Here is a 16,047-nt window from a genome sequence, read left to right as displayed (position 1 = left end):
GCGGGGGTCGTCCGGACGCGCCCGGTCAGGCGGGCGCGTCCAGGTCGGTCAGGAGGCGGGCCGTCTCCAGGCCGGCGGTGAGGTAGCCCTCGAACGTGGCGTTGTTCAGTGCCTGGGCGGACCGCTTGCGCCGGACGAGGCCGATCGCCTCCGCGGGCACGTGCCCCAGCTCCACGAGCGCCTGCGCCACGACGAGACCGGAACGGTTGTAGCCGGCCGAGCAGCGGACCAGGGTGACGCGCCCGGCCCGGACCGCACGGGCCACCGCTTCCGCCAACTCCTGCACGGTGGCGAGCTGTTCGGCGTTGAGCGGATCGTCCGGGATCTCCCCGACCAGGTGCTCGACGTCCGGGGAGGGCCCGTGGCCGGGTCGGGTGAACAGGCTGACGACGAGGTCGAACTCGTCGTGCACGACGGCCGGCAGCGCTTCTCCCGCCGGGCCGTCCCAGTAGTGCCCGCCCATCCACAGGCCCGGCACGATCTCGTCCCACGGTGCCCGCGGCTCCGGGCCGTTCCCCTGCTGACGGACCTTCATCTGCGGCCTCCTTCGCGCCGGAGCCGGGACGCCCCCGCGTTCCGGGTCCCGGTGCGCATCGTCCCGCGGACTTCGCCGGGCCGCAAAGGGTCGGGGGCCGGGGCGTCCGTTCCGGCACCCGGCGGGCGGTCCTGGTTCACTCCATCAGGAAGACCTGTTCGGCACGCGCCCACCACTCGCCCTCCGCCGCTTCCGGCACCCGCTCCTGGAGGGGGTCGGTCAGCTTCCACCACTCCTGGGTCGCCTCGTCCTCGGCGACTTCGGCGAGGTCGGCGGCGAGGTCCTCGCCGTGGTACTCGAAGTAGCTGAAGAGCCGGTCGCCCAGCAGGTGGATCGAGTAGTTGGCGATGTGGCTGGCCCGCAGCCGGGCGAGGACCGCCTCGGGTACCGCTTCGTGCAACTTCCGGTATTCCGCGACCTTTTCCGGCCGGACCCGGATGACCTGCGCGATCCGCTCCATGCAAGATCACCTCCAGGTCGGGAAGCTATAGGAAAAGCGGAGGATGGGAAAGGTACGCGGAGTCCGCCGGGGGTACCCGCGTGCCATGACAGCCAGTGGAGGCAACATCCCCGGTCCGGCCGACGCGAAGGAGCCGGAAGCGTGGGAGGAGCGGGACGTGCGGGAGGGGCGGCAGGAGACTGCTCCGGCGAGTCCCACGGATCTGCCCACCCGCTCCTGGTGGGCCGTCCTACGGCGGACCGGGAAGGAGTTCCTGGACGACGAACTGGCGGACCGGGCCGCCTCGCTCACCTACTACGGGGTCCTGTCCGTGTTCCCGGCGATGCTGGTGCTCGTCTCGCTGCTCGGTGTGATCGGCGAGTCGGCGACGCGGACCGTGCTCGACAACGTGCGGTCGCTGGCGCCCGGTGCCGTCAAGGACATCCTCACGCAGGCGGTGCAGCAGCTCCAGGGCAGCGGCGGTACCAGCGGGGTCGTCGCCGTGGTGGGTCTGGTGGCGGCGCTGTGGTCCGCGTCCGGGTACGTCGGCGCGTTCATCCGCACCTCGAACGCCATCTACGACATGCCCGAGGGGCGCCCGGTGTGGAAGGTGACGCCGTTGCGGGTCGGGCTGACCGTGCTGCTGATGCTGCTGCTGGCGGCCAGCGCGGTCATCGTGGTCTTCACCGGCTCGCTCGCCGAGTGGGCGGGGGAGACGATCGGGCTCGGGTCCCAGGCGGTGACGGTATGGTCGATCGCGAAGTGGCCGGTGCTGCTGTTGCTGGTGGTGCTGATGATCGCCCTGCTGTTCTGGTCGGCGCCGAACGTGCGCGGGCGCGGCTTCCGCTGGGTGAGCCCCGGCAGTGTGCTGGCCGTGCTGCTGTGGCTGGCGGCCTCCGGCGGCTTCGCGCTGTACGTGGCCAACTTCGCCTCGTACAACAAGACGTACGGCACCCTGGCCGGCGTGATCGTGTTCCTGGTGTGGCTGTGGCTGTCCAACCTGGCGGTGCTGCTGGGGCTGGAGTTCGACGCGGAGCTGGCCAGGCAGCGGGCGATCAGCGACGGACTGCCGGACGACGCCGAACCGTACGTGGAGCCGCGCGACACCCGGAAGTGGCCGGCCAGGCTGCGCGGGGCCTGGGCCAGGGGAAGGCGCAGGGGCCCGGCTCCCGACCGGACACGGGGGGCCGCGGGCTGAATCCGGACCGCGGCCCCCGCCCCGCTCAGCCCTCCGCCCCGCTCCCCTTGCGCAGGTACACCGTCCAGGTCACGCCCAGGCACAGCACGTAGTACGCGAGGAAGGCCAGGTAGGCGGCCTCGCCGGTGCCCGCCGTCAGGAAGGACTGGCGGAAGGCGATGTTCACCAGTACGCCGCCCAGCGCGCCGACCGCCCCCGCGATGCCGATCACCGCACCTGCGCGGCGGCGGGAGCGGGCCTCCGCATGAGCCGGATCCGCCCCGGCCGCCGTCTCGCGGGCGGCCTTCGTGTGGAAGATGCCGGGGATCATCTTGTACGTCGACCCGTTGCCGACGCCGCTGAGGACGAAGAGGGCGACGAAACCTGTCAGGAAGAGCGGCAGCGAGCCGGACGTCGAGGCCAGCAGGACGAGCAGCGCCCCGGCGGCCATCGCGACGAAGTTCCAGAAGGTGACGCGCGCACCGCCCCAGCGGTCGGCCATCGCCCCGCCGACCGGCCGGACGAGGGACCCGAGCAGCGGCCCGAGGAAGGTGAGGTACGCGGCGCTGACCGGTGTCGGGAAGTCCGCCCCGAACTGCACCAGCAGCACCTGTCCGAAGGCGAAGCCGAAGCCGATGAAGGAGCCGAAGGTGCCGATGTAGAGGAGCGACATCACCCAGGTGTGCGGTTCGCGGGCGGCCTCGCGCAGGGCGCCCCGGTCGTTGCGCAGGGCGGGCAGGTTGTCCATGCGCAGCGCGGCGGCGACCGCGGCGAGGACGATCAGCGGGAGGTAGACGAGCGGGACCAGCCGGGGGTGGGCGGCGCCCGCCGTGGCGAGGACGAGCAGCCCGAGCAGCTGGACGGCGGGGACGCCGAGGTTGCCGCCGCCCGCGTTGATGCCCAGGGCGCGGCCCTTGAGGTGCTGGGGGTAGAAGGCGTTGATGTTCGCCATCGAGGAGGCGAAGTTGCCGCCGCCGACACCGGCCACGGCGGCCACCCACAGGAGGGTGGAGTACGAGACGCCCGGTTCGAGGACGTACGCGGTGAGCAGGGTCGGCACGAGCAGCGCGAGCGCGCTGATCACGGTCCAGTTGCGCCCGCCGAAGACCGCGACGGCGAAGGTGTACGGGAGCCGGAGGGCGGCGCCCAGGAGGGTCGGGACGGCGGTCAGGACGAACTTGCCAGCCGGGTCGATGCCGTACTCGGGTCCGAGGAAGAGGACGAGGACGGACCACAGGCTCCAGACGGAGAAGCCGATGTGCTCGCTGAGCACGGAGAAGGCGAGGTTGCGCCGGGCGACCCTGGCGCCGGTGGCGGCCCAGAAGGCGGGGTCCTCCGGCTGCCACTGGTCGATGGCGGGACGGCGGCGGGACGGGGGGCGCAGGAGGGTGGTGGTCATGGGGTCGCCCAACGTGTCGAGGAGGGGTCGGGGGAAGGGGTGAGGCGGGTCGCCCAGGTGGGGAGGGTGGCGGGGCTGCCGTCCGGGGCCGACTCCTCGTCCAGGCAGTTGCCCGTCCGCAGGTCGAAGGCCTGCTTGTACATCGGCGAGAGGACGACGGGCACCCCGTCGCGGCTGCCGAGCAGACCGCGGGAGAGGACGTGGGCGCCGCTGAACGGGTCGCGGTTGCCGACCGCGTGCACCCTTCCCGTCCGGTCCCGGTAGAGGGCGATCTGCGCGCCGTCGACGAGGGCCGCGACGCCCCGCCCGGGGGTGAGGGAGTCGTAGGGGCAGACGGCGGTCCAGCCGGCCTCGGTCTCGACCTCGACCATGACCACGGGCGGCACGGCAGCGGTGGAGACGGCGGTGGCGGCGGCGGTGGCGGCGGCGACAGGGGTGGCGGCCGTGCTCATGCGAGGGTCCTCACTTCCAGCTTCGGTCCCGCCACCAGCGTGTCCGCTCCCGCACCCGGGTCCGCCGGACGGATCTGGTCGCGTTCCGGTACGAAGCGGATGGTCGGGTCGGGGGTGCCCGGGGCGTTGACGAAGGACACGAAGCGGGCCAGCCGCTCGGGGTCCTCCAGCGTGGCGCGCCATTCGTCCTCGTAGGAACTGACATGACGCTGCATCAGTTCGTCGAGGTCGGCGCAGATGCCGAGCGAGTCGTCGACGATCACGGCGCGCAGGTGGTCCAGCCCGCCCTCCATCCGTTCGATCCACGGCGCGGTGCGCTCCAGGCGGTCGGCAGTGCGGACGTAGAACATCAGGAACCGGTCGATGGTGCGCAGCAGCGTCTCGCGGTCGGCGTCGACGAGCAGGAGGTCGGCGTGGCGCGGGGTCGTGCCGCCGTTTCCGCCGACGTAGAGGTTCCAGCCGGCCGAGGTGGCGATGACGCCGAAGTCCTTGCTCTGTGCCTCCGCGCATTCGCGGGCGCAGCCGCTGACCGCCGACTTGAGCTTGTGCGGGGCGCGCAGGCCCCGGTAGCGGAGTTCGAGTTCGATGGCGAGGGCGACCGAGTCCTGGACTCCGTACCGGCACCAGGTCCGGCCCACGCAGGACTTGACCGTGCGCAGCGACTTTCCGTACGCGTGGCCGGACTCGAAGCCGGCATCGACCAGCCGTCGCCAGATGGCGGGGAGCTGGTCGACGGAGGCGCCGAACATGTCGATCCGCTGGCCGCCGGTGATCTTCGTGTAGAGGCCGAAGTCGCGGGCGATCTCGCCGATGGTGATGAGTCCCGCGGGGGTGACCTCGCCGCCGGGGATGCGTGGGACGACCGAGTAGGAGCCGTTGCGCTGGAGGTTGGCGAGGAAGTGGTCGTTGGTGTCCTGGAGGGCGGACTGCTCGCCGTCCAGGATGTGGCCGGACACACCGTCGCCGAGGGCGGGGCCGAGGGAGGCGAGGACCGAGCCGACGACGGGCTTGCAGATCTCGCAGCCCTCGTCGGAGGTCCGGCCGGGCCGGCCGTGCTCCGCCAGGAGCCGGGCGAAGGTGGTGATGCGCCTGACCCGTACGATCTCGTAGATCTCGGCCCGGGTGTGGCTGAAGTGCTCGCACAGGTCGGTGGTCACCTCGACGCCCTGTGCGGCGAGTTCGTCCGTCACGAGGGTGCCGAGGAGTTTCACGCAGGAGCCGCAGCCGGTGCCCGCGCGGGTGCACTTCTTCACCGCGGGCACGTCCGTGCAGCCGTTCTCGGCGACGGCGGCGCGGATCGCGCCCTTGGTGACGTTGTGGCAGGAGCAGACCACGGCCTCGTCGGGGAGCGCCACCGGCCCCGGCGCGGCACCGATCGAGGCGGGCAGCACCAGTTGCTCGGGCGGGGCGGTGAGCGGGGCTCCGCCCAGGGCGAGGGGGCGCAGCAGGTCGTAGGACTCGGTGTCGCCGACCAGGACTCCGCCGAGGAGGGCGCCGTCGGTGCCGATGACCAGCTTCTTGTAGACGCCCTCGCGGCTGTTGGCGTAGAGGACTTCGAGGGAGCCCTCGGTGGCGCCCTGTGCGTCGCCGAAGCTGGCGACGTCGACGCCGAGCAGCTTGAGCTTGGTGGAGAGGTCGGCGCCGGTGAACTCGCCCTCGCCGGAGGTGATCTGCGCGGCGACGGCCTCGGCCATGGCGTAGCCCGGCGCGACCAGTCCGTACACCCGGCCGTCGACGGCGAGCGCGCATTCGCCGATCGCCCAGACGGCGGGGTCCTCGGTGCGGCAGCGGGCGTCGACGACGATGCCGCCGCGTGCGCCGACCGGCAGCCCGCAGTCCCTGGCGAGCTGGTCGCGGGGGCGTACGCCGGCCGAGAAGACGACGAGGTCGGTGTCGAGGGTCTCGCCGTTGGAGAGCACCATGCCCCGGACCCGGCCCGCGCTGTCGGCCTCGACGGTCTGGGTGCCGGCGCCGGTGTGGACGGTGACGCCCAGTTCCTGGATCTTGTCGCGGAGCACGGCGCCGCCGCCCTCGTCGACCTGGAGGGCCATCAGGCGCGGCGCGAACTCGACGACGTGCGTGTCCAGGCCCATCGCGCGCAGGGCGCCCGCCGCCTCCAGCCCGAGCAGTCCGCCGCCGACGACCGCCCCGGTCCCGGCCCGGTCGGCGGCGGCCCGGATCGCCTCCAGGTCCTCGATGGTGCGGTAGACGAAGCAGCCCTCGGCGTCGTGGCCGGGGACCGGGGGCACGAACGGGTACGAGCCGGTGGCCAGCACCAGCGCGTCGTATCCGAAGACCTCTCCGGAGCGGGCGGTGACGGTGCGGGCGGCCCGGTCGATCCGGTCGGCGGGGTCGCCGAGCCGCAGGTCGATGCCGTACTTCTCGCCGAACCCGGGCTCCCAGAGGGAGAGTTCGTCGGCGGTGGTGCCGTCGAACCAGGAGGTGAGGTGGACCCGGTCGTAGGCCGGGCGGGGTTCCTCGGCCAGTACGGTGACCTGCCAGCCCGAGGCGCCGTCGCGTTCGGCGAACGCCTCCAGGAAGCGCTGGCCTACCATGCCGTGCCCGACGAGCACGAGGCGGCGGGTCCCGGGGGCGGCGGGCACGGTGCCCGCGGCCCCCCTGCCCCGCGTTTCCGCGCCCTGCGGCGCTTCGCCCCGCGGTTCCCGGCCCGCCGGCTCTTCGCCCGTCGGCTCTTCGCCCGTCGATTCCTTGCCCGTCGATTCCTTCACAGCACGGCTCCTTCGGTGGTGGCGGTCGGTGCGGTGGTGGCAGTGGGGGGTTCCGGCCCGGTGAGCAGGTCCAGGGGGCGGGACGGCAGCGGCTCGCCCCGCTCGTAGGTGCGGGTCAGCTCCCCGACCGCGGCGAGGTCGCCGACGAGGATCGCGCCGACGAGGCGGTCCCCGCGCATCACGAGCTTCTTGTACGAGCCGTACGTGCCCCGGGTGCCGTCGGCGAGCCGCAGCGCGTCCCCCGCGGTGTCCGCGACCTCGCCGAACGCGGCGATTTCGAGGGCTCCGGCGGTGAGCCGGGCCAGTCCGTGCACTCCGGCGCCCGTGTACACGGCGCCTGGGCGGGCCCCGGAGAGACGGGCGGCCAGCACGTCGGCCTGCGCCCAGGCGGGGCCGGTCAGCCCGTGGACGGCGCCCCGGTGTTCGGTGCAGTCGCCGACGGCGTACACCCCGGGCGCGGAGGTGGCGAGGGTGTCGTCGACGACGATGCCCCGCCGCACCTCGATCCCGGCGGCGCGGGCGAGTCCGGTGCGGGGGCGGACCCCGCAGGCGAGCACGACCAGGTCGCAGTCGAGCACGTGGCCGTTGGCCAGGGCGACCCCGGTGACGGCGGTGTCGCCGTGCAGGGCGCGGGCCCGGTTGCCGGTGTACACGGCCGCACCCATGCCTTCGAGGGCGCGGCGGACGGTGGCGCCCGCCTCCTCGTCGAGGTGACGCTCCATCAGATGCGGTGCCTGGTGCACGACTTCGACGGGGATACCGAGGGCGGCGAGCGCGCGGGCGGCGCTGACACCGAGCACCCCGCCGCCGACGACGACGGCCCGCCGGGCGCTTCGGGCCGCCTCGGCGAGGCGTACGCAGTCGGTGAGGGAGCGGAAGGCGTGCACCCCGTCCTTGAGTTCGCGCGACGGGTGGCCGGAGGGGGCGCCGGGGACGGTGCCGGGCTCCGGGCGGTGCAGCCGGCGGATCGGCGGCAGTACCGGGTTCGCCCCGGTGGCGAGGACGAGCACGTCGTAGCCGGCGCTCTCCCCCGTGCCGGTGCGCAGGGTGCGGGCCGCCGTGTCCAGGGCGACGACCTCCGTGCCCGTGAGCACGTCCGCTCCGCCGGTCGGCAGGGCGAGGGCGTCGGGCGCGTACCGGCCGTCGAGGACGCCGGCGAGCAGGGCGCGGTTGTACGGGGCGTACGGCTCGTGGCCGTACAGCGTGAACTCCACGGTGCCGGGCGGCGCCTGGGCGAGGGTCTGGCGGGCGAGGCGGGCCGCCGCCATGCCCGCCCCGGCCACGGCCACGCGTACCGGCGTCATGCCTTCTCCACCTTCACCGCGCACACCTTGAACTCCGGCATCCGCGACGTGGGGTCCAGCGCGGCGTGGGTGAGGGAGTTCGCGCGGCCCTCGCCCGCCCAGTGGAACGGCATGAACACGGTGTCCGGACGGATCGCCCCGCTGACCCGCGCGGGCGCGGTGGCCCGCCCGCGCCTGCTGGTGACGGCGAGCAGTTCGCCGTCCGCCACACCGAGCCGGGCGGCCAGCCGGGGGTGCAGTTCGACGAAGGGGCCCGGCGCGGCCCCGTTCAGCTCGGCGGTGCGCCGGGTCTGGGCACCGCTCTGGTACTGGGCGAGGACCCGCCCGGTGGTCAGGTACAGCGGATACGCGGCGTCCGGCTCCTCGGCGGCGGGCCGGTGCGACACATCGGCGAACCGGGCCCGGCCGTCGGGCGTGGCGAACCGGTCGAGGAAGAGGCGGGGGGTGCCGGGGTGGGGGGTGCGCGGGCGAGGGGTGCTGGGGTGGGAGGTGCCGGGGGCCGGGGCCGGGGCCGGAGCAGGGCCCGGGGCCGTAGCAGGGCCCGGGGCCGGAGCTGAATCCGAGGCCAGGTCCAGGTCCGGGTCTGGGGCCGGGGCCGGAGCCGGAGCCGAGGCCGGGTCTGGAGCTGGGGCCAGGGCCGGGGCCGAAGCCGGAGCCGGGATCGGGGCCGGGTCTGAATCCGAGGCCAGGTCCGGGTCCGGGGCCGGGTCCGAGTCCGAGTCCGAGGCCAGAACCGAGTCCGGGGCCGCCGGGCACGGCCAGAAGACGCCGTCCTCCGCCGCGATCCGCTCGTAGCTGATCCCCGCGTAGTCGGCCTGGCCGCCCGACGAGGCCGCGCGGAGTTCCGCGAAGACCTCCTCGGGGTCGTACGGGAAGCCCTCCTCGTGCCCGAGCCTGGCCGCGAGTTCGTGCAGGACGTACAGATCGGTGCGGACCTGGCCGGGCGGCCGTACCGCGGCCCGTCGCAGGATGACGCGGCCCTCCAGGTTGGTCATGGTGCCGGTCTCCTCCGCCCACTGGGCCGACGGGAGTACGACGTCGGCGAGTTCGGCGGTCTCGGAGAGCACCACGTCGCAGACCACCAGCGTGTCCAGGGCGCGGATGCGGGCGGTGATCCGGCGGGCGTCGGGGGCGGAGACGACCGGGTTGGAGCCCATCAGGAACAGGGCGCGCACCCCGCCCTTCGTGCCGAGCGCGTCGAGGAGTTCGTACGCGGAGACGCCGGGGCCGGGGAGGTCGGCGGGGTCGACGCCCCAGACACGGGCGACGTGCGCGCGGGCCGCCGGGTCGGTGATCGAGCGGTAGCCGGGCAACTGGTCGGCCTTCTGGCCGTGTTCGCGGCCACCTTGGCCGTTGCCCTGGCCGGTGAGGCAGCCGTAGCCGGACAGCGGGCGGCCGGCCCGGCCGGTGGCCAGGCACAGGTTGATCCACGCGCCGACCGTGTCGACGCCCTTGCTCTGCTGCTCGGGGCCGCGCGCGGTGAGCACCATGCCGGTCCCGGCGGAGACGAACAGGTCGACCGCGCGGCGCAGTTGGGCCACCGGCACCCCGGTGATCGCCTCCACCCGCTCCGGCCAGTGCGCCATCGCCGCCGCCCTGGCCGCCTCGTAGCCGCTCGTGCGGGAGGCGACGAACTCCTCGTCCACGTGGCCGCCCGCGACCACCAGGTGCAGCAGCCCCAGCGCGAGTGCCAGGTCGGTGCCCGGCACCGGCGCGAGGTGCAGGTCGGCGAGGTCGGCGGTCCTGGTGCGGCGCGGGTCGACGACGATCAGCCGGCCGCCGCCTTCCCTCAGTTCCCGCAGGTGGCGGACGGCGGGCGGCATCGTGTCGGCGAGGTTGCTGCCGACGAGGATCACGCAGCCGGTGCGCGCCACGTCGGACAGGGGGAACGGCAGCCCGCGGTCGAGGCCGAAGGCGGCCTTGTGCGCGGCGGCGGCCGACGACATGCAGAAGCGGCCGTTGTAGTCGATGTGCGCGGTGCGCAGCGCGACCCGGGCGAACTTGCCGAGCAGGTACGCCTTCTCGTTGGTGAGACCGCCGCCGCCGAACACGCCGACCGCGTCCCTGCCGTACCGGGTGGCGGTCGTACGCAGGGCCGCCGCGGCCCGGTCCAGGGCCTCCTCCCAGCCGGCCTCCCGCAGCGGGCCGCCCTTCTCGTCCCGGACGAGCGGGGTGGTGAGCCGGACGCCCGGCGCGAGGACGGCTGCGGCGCTGATGCCCTTGCCGCACAGGGCCCCCTGGCTCACCGGGAAGTCCGGGCGCTCGACGATCTCCACCGGCCGGGCGGCCTCGCCGGTGGCGCGCAGCCGCATCCCGCACTGCAGGGAGCAGTACGGGCAGTGGGTGTCGGCGGGGGCGTCGGCGGATGCGGGGGCCGGGCCGCCGGGGAGGGCCGCCGGGACCACCGGGAGCGTTGTCGGGGTCGCGTTCATGGGGCCCACCGTGCCCGCGTGCCGTTACGCGCCCGCATCCCGTGCGTTGCGCGGACGGTACGTATCGCTCACCCGGCACGGGGCGGGGTGCGAGGCGCGGGACACACGCCCGTAGCGTGCGGATGCGGCGCTCTCACCGCCGCGAGACGCGTCCGTAACAGCGGCTTAACAACGTTCGGTCAGGGTCGGCGCATGACAGCAGCACTGCCCGCCACCGAAGTTCCGCCGGAGGGCCCGCTGGTCGGCCTGACCGTGGGAGTGACCGCCGACCGCCGCCGCGACGAGCTGGAGACCCTGCTCCGCCGCCGGGGCGCGCGGGTCCTCTCCGCGCCCGCGCTGCGGATCGTGCCCCTGGACGACGACGCGCTGGTTCGGCGGGCGACCGAGGCGTGTCTGGCGGCGCCGCTGGACTTCGTGGTCGCGACCACCGGGGTCGGCTGGCGCGGCTGGATGAGCGCGGCCGAGGGGTGGGGGACGGGCGCACGGCTCGTGGCGGCCTGCCGGGAGGCGACGGTGGTCAGCCGGGGGCCGAAGGCGACCGGCGCGATCCGGGCGTCCGGGCTGCGGGAGAGCTACGCCCCCGCGTCGGAGGCCGTCGACGAGATGCTGGTCTGGCTGCTCGGCCAGGAGCTGGCGGGGCGTCGTGTCGCGGTCCAGGAACACGGGGCGGCGCTCCCGGAGTTCACGGCCGCGCTCCGGGCGCGCGGGGCGGAGGTGGTGGAGGTGCCGGTCTACCGGTGGGGTGCGGCCGCCGACCCCGAAGCGGTACGGCGGCTGGTCGAGGCAACGGTACGGGGCGAGGTGCACGCGCTGCCCTTCACCAGCGCTCCGGCGATCGAGGCGTTCCTCGGGGCGGCGGCGGAGACGGGCCGCCGGGACGAGCTGCTGGACGCGCTCCGTACGCACGTCCTGGCGGCCTGCATAGGGCCGGTGTGCGCACGCCCGCTGCTCGCTGCCGACGTGCCGTGCGTGTGGCCGGAGCGCGGGCGGCTCGGTTCGCTGGTCCGCACCCTCGACCAGGAGCTGCCCGCCAGGCACCGCCGTACGGTGCCCTTCGGGGGCGGCAGTCTGACGCTCCAGGGCACGGCCGTCTCCGGCAGCTCCGGCACCGTCCACCTCACCCCGCTCCCGGCGGCGATCCTGCGCGCGCTGGCGGAGCGCCCCGGCACCGTGCTGAGCAGGGCCGAACTCCTGCGCAGGGCCTGGGCCCCGGACCCCGACGCGCCGCGCCCGAGCGACGCGCACACGGTGGAGGCGGCGGTCGCCCGGCTGCGCACCGCCCTCGGGCCGTACTCCGCGCTGGTCCGCACGGTGACCAAGCGCGGCTACCGCCTGGCGGTGGACCCCCGGTGACCGCGCCCCCGGCCCGCCCCCTGCTCGCCGTCGCCCACGGCACCCGCGACCCGGCCGGTACCGCCACCACCGAGGCGCTGGTCGACCTGGTGCGGGAGTTTCGGCCGGGGCTTACGGTGCGGCTGGCGTACGTCGACGTGGCACGGCCGAGCCTCGCGGAGGTGCTCGCCGGGCTCTGCGGCGAGGTGGTCCTCGTACCGCTGCTGCTGGGCACGGGGTTCCACATCAAGGTCGACATTCCCGCGGCCCTGGCGGACGCCCCGCAGGTCAGGGCCAGGGTGGCGGGTGCGCTGGGCCCCGACCCGCTGCTCGCTCACGCGCTCGCGGACCGGCTGGCCCAGTGCCGGGCCCCCGCCTCGGGGCCCGTCGTGCTGGCCTCGGCCGGCTCCTCGGACCCGAGGTCGCAGGAGGACACGGCCACGATGGCCGCGCTGCTGGGCGCTCATCTGGGCCGCCCCACGGTCCCGTCGTACCTGTGCGGGGGCTCGCCCACTCCGGCGGAGGCGGTGGCGGCGCTGCGTGCGGAGGGCCACCGGGAGGTGACGGTGTCGACCTATCTGATGACCCCGGGCCACTTCGCCCGCCGGGCGGCAACGGCCGCAAGTACGGCCCCAGGGACCGGAGCTCCGTCCCCGGGGACCGGGGGTGGGCCCGTTCCGTCCCTCGAAAACACCAGGCCAGCGACCGGCGCGGGACCCGGAGGGACTGAAGGGACTGAATCCCAAGTATTCGCAAAGTCCGCCGCCGCACCCCCACTCGGCGCGCACGAGGCAGTGGCCCGACTCGTCCTGACCCGCTACGACGAGGCCAACGCCGCGCCCATTATGCGCCCTTCATCCCTTTCGTGAGGCTACCCGGGCCGGTCCGACCAGGGCCGGACCCTGCCCACGAGGTACGTTTCGCACGATCCGAACGGCTCGTGGCCCGCGCACGGAGCGTCCGGTTTCCGACCGGCCGTGCACGGACCCTCCGGCCCCCGCAGCGCGGCGAGGACTCCTTCGCATATCTCCCGGTGCGTGAGCCACCGCGTGCCGCCGGCACCGGAGCCGGCGCCCGGTCCGGACCGGTCCCGGTCGGTGAAGCCGAGGACCACCCTGCGGTAGGGGCGGTTCCGGAAGGGCTCCGGGGTTTCGGGGGCGGGCCCCGCCGGGTCCGCCGCCGCGCTGCCGACCACTTCCACGACGCGCGCGTCGGCCGCGAGCACCCCGGCCACCGCCCGGTGCACGTCCGGCCGGTGCGGCGTGCGCACCCACAGGACGGCGAGCCCGAAGGGCCCGGTCGGCCGTGCCGCTCCGCGCAGCGCGTCGCGCAACTCCCGGGCGCCGGACGTGTAGTCGGCCGCGACCGGCACCACGCGTCCCGGTCCCGTGCAGGACTCGGCGAGGGCCGTGAGGGTCCGGTGGTCGCGGGCCAGGACGGCCGTCGTGCGGCCGTGGGCGGTCAGGTGCCTGACGACGCCCGCGAGCATCCCGGTGCCGCCGATCACGAGCGCCGGTCTCACGGCCTGGGGGTCGGGCCGAGGTGTTCCACGGGGTGCGGGCCCCTCCGAGCCGACCCCGTACCCGGCGAACCGCCCGCCCCCGTACCGCATGCTGTCCCTGCCCGGCAGGCCCATGCCCGTCCCGCCTCTCACTTCGCCGGTCGGTCGCCCCCGCTTCCGGCGGCGATGGTACGCCCGGAACCGTCCGATCCGGCCAGCACCAGGGCCGCCGCGTCGTCGGAGAGCCGCCCGCCGGTGTGGTGGGCGAGGCCGGTCAGTACGGCGTCCCTGACCGCGGTCGGGCAGGCGCCCAGGCCCCGGGCGCGCAGGGTGCCTGCCGGGTCGTAGAACGCCCTCGCCGCGTCCCGCGCCTCCGTCACCCCGTCGGTGACGGCGAGCAGCGACGCGCTCGGCGCGAGGGTGTGGGGGACCGTGGCGAGCGGTTCGGTGAGGAGGTGGTCGAAGAGGCCGAGCAGCGCACCGGGCGGCAGCGCGAGTTCCGTGGCGCCGTCGGCGTCCACCTGCCAGGGCGGTACGTGGCCGCAGTTGACCAGCCGAAGCCGCCCGCCGGGGTGCGCCTCCACGATGAGCGCGGTGGCGAACCGGTGGTCCCCGGTGGCCCGCTGGCGGCGGGCGAGCGAACGGTCCATCCAGCGGGCCACGTCCGCCGGGTCCTCCTCGCGTTCGGCGGCCTCGCGGAACGCACCGAGCAGGGTCACGGTCGCGTCGACCGTCGTGAGCCCCTTGCCCGACACGTCGCCCAGGACGATGCGCAGTCCGTACGGGGTCTCCAGCGCCTCGTAGAAGTCGCCGCCGACCCGGGCGTCGTGCTCGGCCGCCTGGTAGAAGCCGGACACCCGGTAGCCGCCGATCTGCGGCGGTATGGGCCGCAGCACCGCCCGCTGGACGCCGCCCGCGAGCGACCGCATGCGCCGGATGCGTTCCTCGCCGCGCTGTCTGGCCATGCAGCCCAGGGCGCTGGCACAGGTGATGCCGATCATGGCGATGCCGGTGGTCAGCGGACTGGCGTCCTCCGGGGGCGGTGGTTCGATCCACCGGAAGGCCAGTTGGGAGAGCCAGGCCAGCGCCCCGGAGAGGACCACCGCACGCCAGCCGTGCGCGAGCGCGGCGAGCGGGGGGACGGCGGCCAGGACCGGGCTGAGGCGGATGCAGTGGCCGGTCAGGACCTCGGCGACGAGGGCCAGCAGCCAGACCGTCCAGGGCAGCAGGTACAGCAGGGGTGACCGCGGCACTCCGGGCTGTTCGCCCGGGTGGGCGAACAGTGGACTGGAGAAGCGTGAAGGCATGTCACAAGTCCTGGAGCAGCTGGCCGACGGTCGGGAATTCCATGCTGTCCGTCCGGGGCCGGGGAAGAACGGGCCTTTGGTCTCCACGGGCACGGACCTTGGGCCCGCGCCGGGGATCCACAGGTCCCCCGGCAGCGGGCCCTCCGGCCGCAGCTCCCCCGGCAACGGGCCCGCCCGCCGCAGGCCCTCCGCCCGCGGCCTTCCGACCGCAGTCCCTCCGGTCCCGGAGCGTCCGGCCTGCTGGACCGTCCGGCCCCAGACCGTCCGGCCTGCCAGACCGCCCGGTCCCAGGCCGCCCGGTCCCAGGCCGCCCGGTCCCAGGCCGCCCGGCCCCGGGCCATCCGGGCCCCGGCCTCCACCGCTGGTCAAACCGGCCGCCGCGCACGCACGTTCACATCGGGTACGACCTCAGCCGTACCGCGCCCCCGGGCCAGTCCGTGCCGTCGTGCAGCGGGTGCCACATCGTGCGCAGCGGCATGATTACCGGGCCCTGGGGCTGTTCGACGCGGACCTCGCCGACGACGGGCCGCCAGCCGAGCTTCTCGTACAGCGGGACGAGCGGCGGACGGCAGAAGAGCAGGGCCCGCTCGGGTCCCAGCGTCCGCGCGTGCTCCAGGGCCGCGCCGACCACCCGCCGGGCCAGCCCCCGCCCCCGTACGTCGGGCGCGACGGCCACCCCGCCCACGCCCACCGCCTCGGTGTCCCTGTCACCGATCGACAGCGGGATCCGCAGCAGTCCGGCGTGGGCGACGAGCCGGCCGTCGGGCCGTACGAGTCCGAAGTGCTCCTCCTTGGGCAGCCAGGTCAGCCCGGTGTCCGCGACGCCGAAGGGGTCGGGGGCGTCGCCGAGTATCCGTGTCTGGTCGGTCCGGTCGTAGCCGGAGAGCCGCACCGCGGCCAAGTGATCGCTCATGCGGACATGATCGCGCGGTCGTCCACCGCGCAGGACGGTGCCCCGACGGTGGGCGGACAGCACCCCGGAGGCACTCGGCGGGTGCCCGAACAGCCCCCGGCCGATGCCCGGACGGTGCCCGCGACGACGCGTCCGGCAATCAGAGGGCGCGTCAATAAACCCTTCCCGCCCTCCCCCCTTCCGGCACCGGAAATTTCGCCGAGTCAATTCCCATGAACAGGAAAAGAAGTCGCACCAAGCCTTGATCAACGGTCGCGTTGATCATATGTTCAGCAACCGTTCAGCGATTCGCGGAACATTCATACGGCCACCAGCGCACCGCCCTCACAAAGGGCACCGGTGTGCCCAATTACGCCCCATATAAAGGGGAGACAGGGAGCAGAAAATGAAGGTTCTGTTTGCCATCCGGAATGCCATGACCCCGCAGAAGAGCCTCAAGGCGAGCGCCTGGTACATCTGGTACTAGGACGTCCGCGGGCCCGCCTCCGGAACGCTCCGGGGCGGGCCCGCACCCCCTCCGCGCACCC

General features: G+C 74.4%; 14 protein-coding genes. 4 read left to right on the top strand and 10 right to left on the bottom strand.

All coding sequences use genetic code 11. The features are described 5' to 3' along the window. Window positions 1-25: 25 nt before the first annotated feature. Together ACFYVL_RS04425 and ACFYVL_RS04420 are read right to left on the bottom strand one after the other, a co-directional pair. The gene (locus ACFYVL_RS04425; RefSeq protein WP_389241262.1) at window positions 26-535 is read right to left on the bottom strand and encodes a protein phosphatase; all 510 of its coding nucleotides are present in this window, start codon (window positions 533-535) and stop codon (window positions 26-28) included. A gap of 136 nt (window positions 536-671) precedes the next feature. Then, complete coding sequence (locus ACFYVL_RS04420; protein ID WP_389241261.1) at window positions 672-995, bottom strand: L-rhamnose mutarotase; 324 nt, start codon at window positions 993-995, stop codon at window positions 672-674. A gap of 85 nt (window positions 996-1,080) precedes the next feature. Here ACFYVL_RS04420 and ACFYVL_RS04415 point away from each other — a divergent pair, with 85 nt between their 5' ends. Next, a complete protein-coding gene (locus tag ACFYVL_RS04415) occupies window positions 1,081-2,172 on the top strand; it encodes a YihY/virulence factor BrkB family protein (protein WP_389241260.1) in 1,092 nt (363 codons plus the stop codon). 25 nt (window positions 2,173-2,197) lie between these two features. Here the strand turns inward: ACFYVL_RS04415 and ACFYVL_RS04410 are convergent, their stop codons facing one another. From ACFYVL_RS04410 to ACFYVL_RS04390, 5 genes are all read right to left on the bottom strand, one after another. Next, the gene (locus tag ACFYVL_RS04410) at window positions 2,198-3,550 is read right to left on the bottom strand and encodes a nitrate/nitrite transporter (RefSeq protein WP_389241259.1); all 1,353 of its coding nucleotides are present in this window, start codon (window positions 3,548-3,550) and stop codon (window positions 2,198-2,200) included. Further along, window positions 3,547-4,002 carry a nitrite reductase small subunit NirD gene (nirD, locus tag ACFYVL_RS04405; RefSeq protein ID WP_389241258.1) on the bottom strand — a complete coding sequence of 152 codons (456 nt, stop codon included), beginning with the start codon at window positions 4,000-4,002 and terminating at the stop codon, window positions 3,547-3,549. Before nirD ends, ACFYVL_RS04410 begins: the two co-directional genes overlap by 4 nt. Beyond that, complete coding sequence (gene nirB / locus ACFYVL_RS04400) at window positions 3,999-6,605, bottom strand: nitrite reductase large subunit NirB (protein ID WP_389241321.1); 2,607 nt, start codon at window positions 6,603-6,605, stop codon at window positions 3,999-4,001. Before nirB ends, nirD begins: the two co-directional genes overlap by 4 nt. Window positions 6,606-6,727: 122 nt before the next feature. Continuing rightward, entirely contained in the window at window positions 6,728-8,035 is a 1,308-nt protein-coding gene (locus ACFYVL_RS04395; protein WP_389241257.1) for an NAD(P)/FAD-dependent oxidoreductase, read from the bottom strand. After that, entirely contained in the window at window positions 8,032-10,467 is a 2,436-nt protein-coding gene (locus tag ACFYVL_RS04390) for a molybdopterin oxidoreductase family protein (RefSeq protein WP_389241256.1), read from the bottom strand. The genes ACFYVL_RS04395 and ACFYVL_RS04390 overlap by 4 nt, the downstream gene beginning before the upstream one ends. Before the next feature lie 192 nt (window positions 10,468-10,659). Between ACFYVL_RS04390 and ACFYVL_RS04385 the strand changes: the two genes are divergently transcribed. Both ACFYVL_RS04385 and ACFYVL_RS04380 read left to right on the top strand, forming a co-directional pair. Continuing rightward, complete coding sequence (locus ACFYVL_RS04385) at window positions 10,660-11,820, top strand: uroporphyrinogen-III synthase (protein ID WP_389241255.1); 1,161 nt, start codon at window positions 10,660-10,662, stop codon at window positions 11,818-11,820. Beyond that, on the top strand, window positions 11,817-12,668 hold the full coding sequence (locus tag ACFYVL_RS04380; RefSeq protein ID WP_389241254.1) for a sirohydrochlorin chelatase: 852 nt from the start codon (window positions 11,817-11,819) through the stop codon (window positions 12,666-12,668). The genes ACFYVL_RS04385 and ACFYVL_RS04380 overlap by 4 nt, the downstream gene beginning before the upstream one ends. A 2-nt stretch (window positions 12,669-12,670) precedes the next feature. Here ACFYVL_RS04380 and ACFYVL_RS04375 read toward each other — a convergent pair whose 3' ends face one another. From ACFYVL_RS04375 to ACFYVL_RS04365, 3 genes are all read right to left on the bottom strand, one after another. Continuing rightward, complete coding sequence (locus ACFYVL_RS04375) at window positions 12,671-13,321, bottom strand: hypothetical protein (protein ID WP_389241253.1); 651 nt, start codon at window positions 13,319-13,321, stop codon at window positions 12,671-12,673. 128 nt (window positions 13,322-13,449) lie between these two features. Continuing rightward, window positions 13,450-14,607 carry a PP2C family protein-serine/threonine phosphatase gene (locus ACFYVL_RS04370; protein ID WP_389241252.1) on the bottom strand — a complete coding sequence of 386 codons (1,158 nt, stop codon included), beginning with the start codon at window positions 14,605-14,607 and terminating at the stop codon, window positions 13,450-13,452. 391 nt (window positions 14,608-14,998) lie between these two features. Further along, on the bottom strand, window positions 14,999-15,520 hold the full coding sequence (locus tag ACFYVL_RS04365; RefSeq protein WP_389241251.1) for a GNAT family N-acetyltransferase: 522 nt from the start codon (window positions 15,518-15,520) through the stop codon (window positions 14,999-15,001). Between the two features lie 385 nt (window positions 15,521-15,905). Between ACFYVL_RS04365 and ACFYVL_RS04360 the strand changes: the two genes are divergently transcribed. After that, on the top strand, window positions 15,906-15,986 hold the full coding sequence (locus tag ACFYVL_RS04360; RefSeq protein ID WP_389241320.1) for a tryptorubin family RiPP precursor: 81 nt from the start codon (window positions 15,906-15,908) through the stop codon (window positions 15,984-15,986). Window positions 15,987-16,047 lie beyond the last annotated feature (61 nt).

Source organism: Streptomyces sp. NPDC004111 (assembly GCF_042874215.1).
Classification (GTDB): Bacteria; Actinomycetota; Actinomycetes; order Streptomycetales; family Streptomycetaceae; genus Streptomyces.
This window is presented reverse-complemented; position numbering and strand designations above follow the sequence as displayed.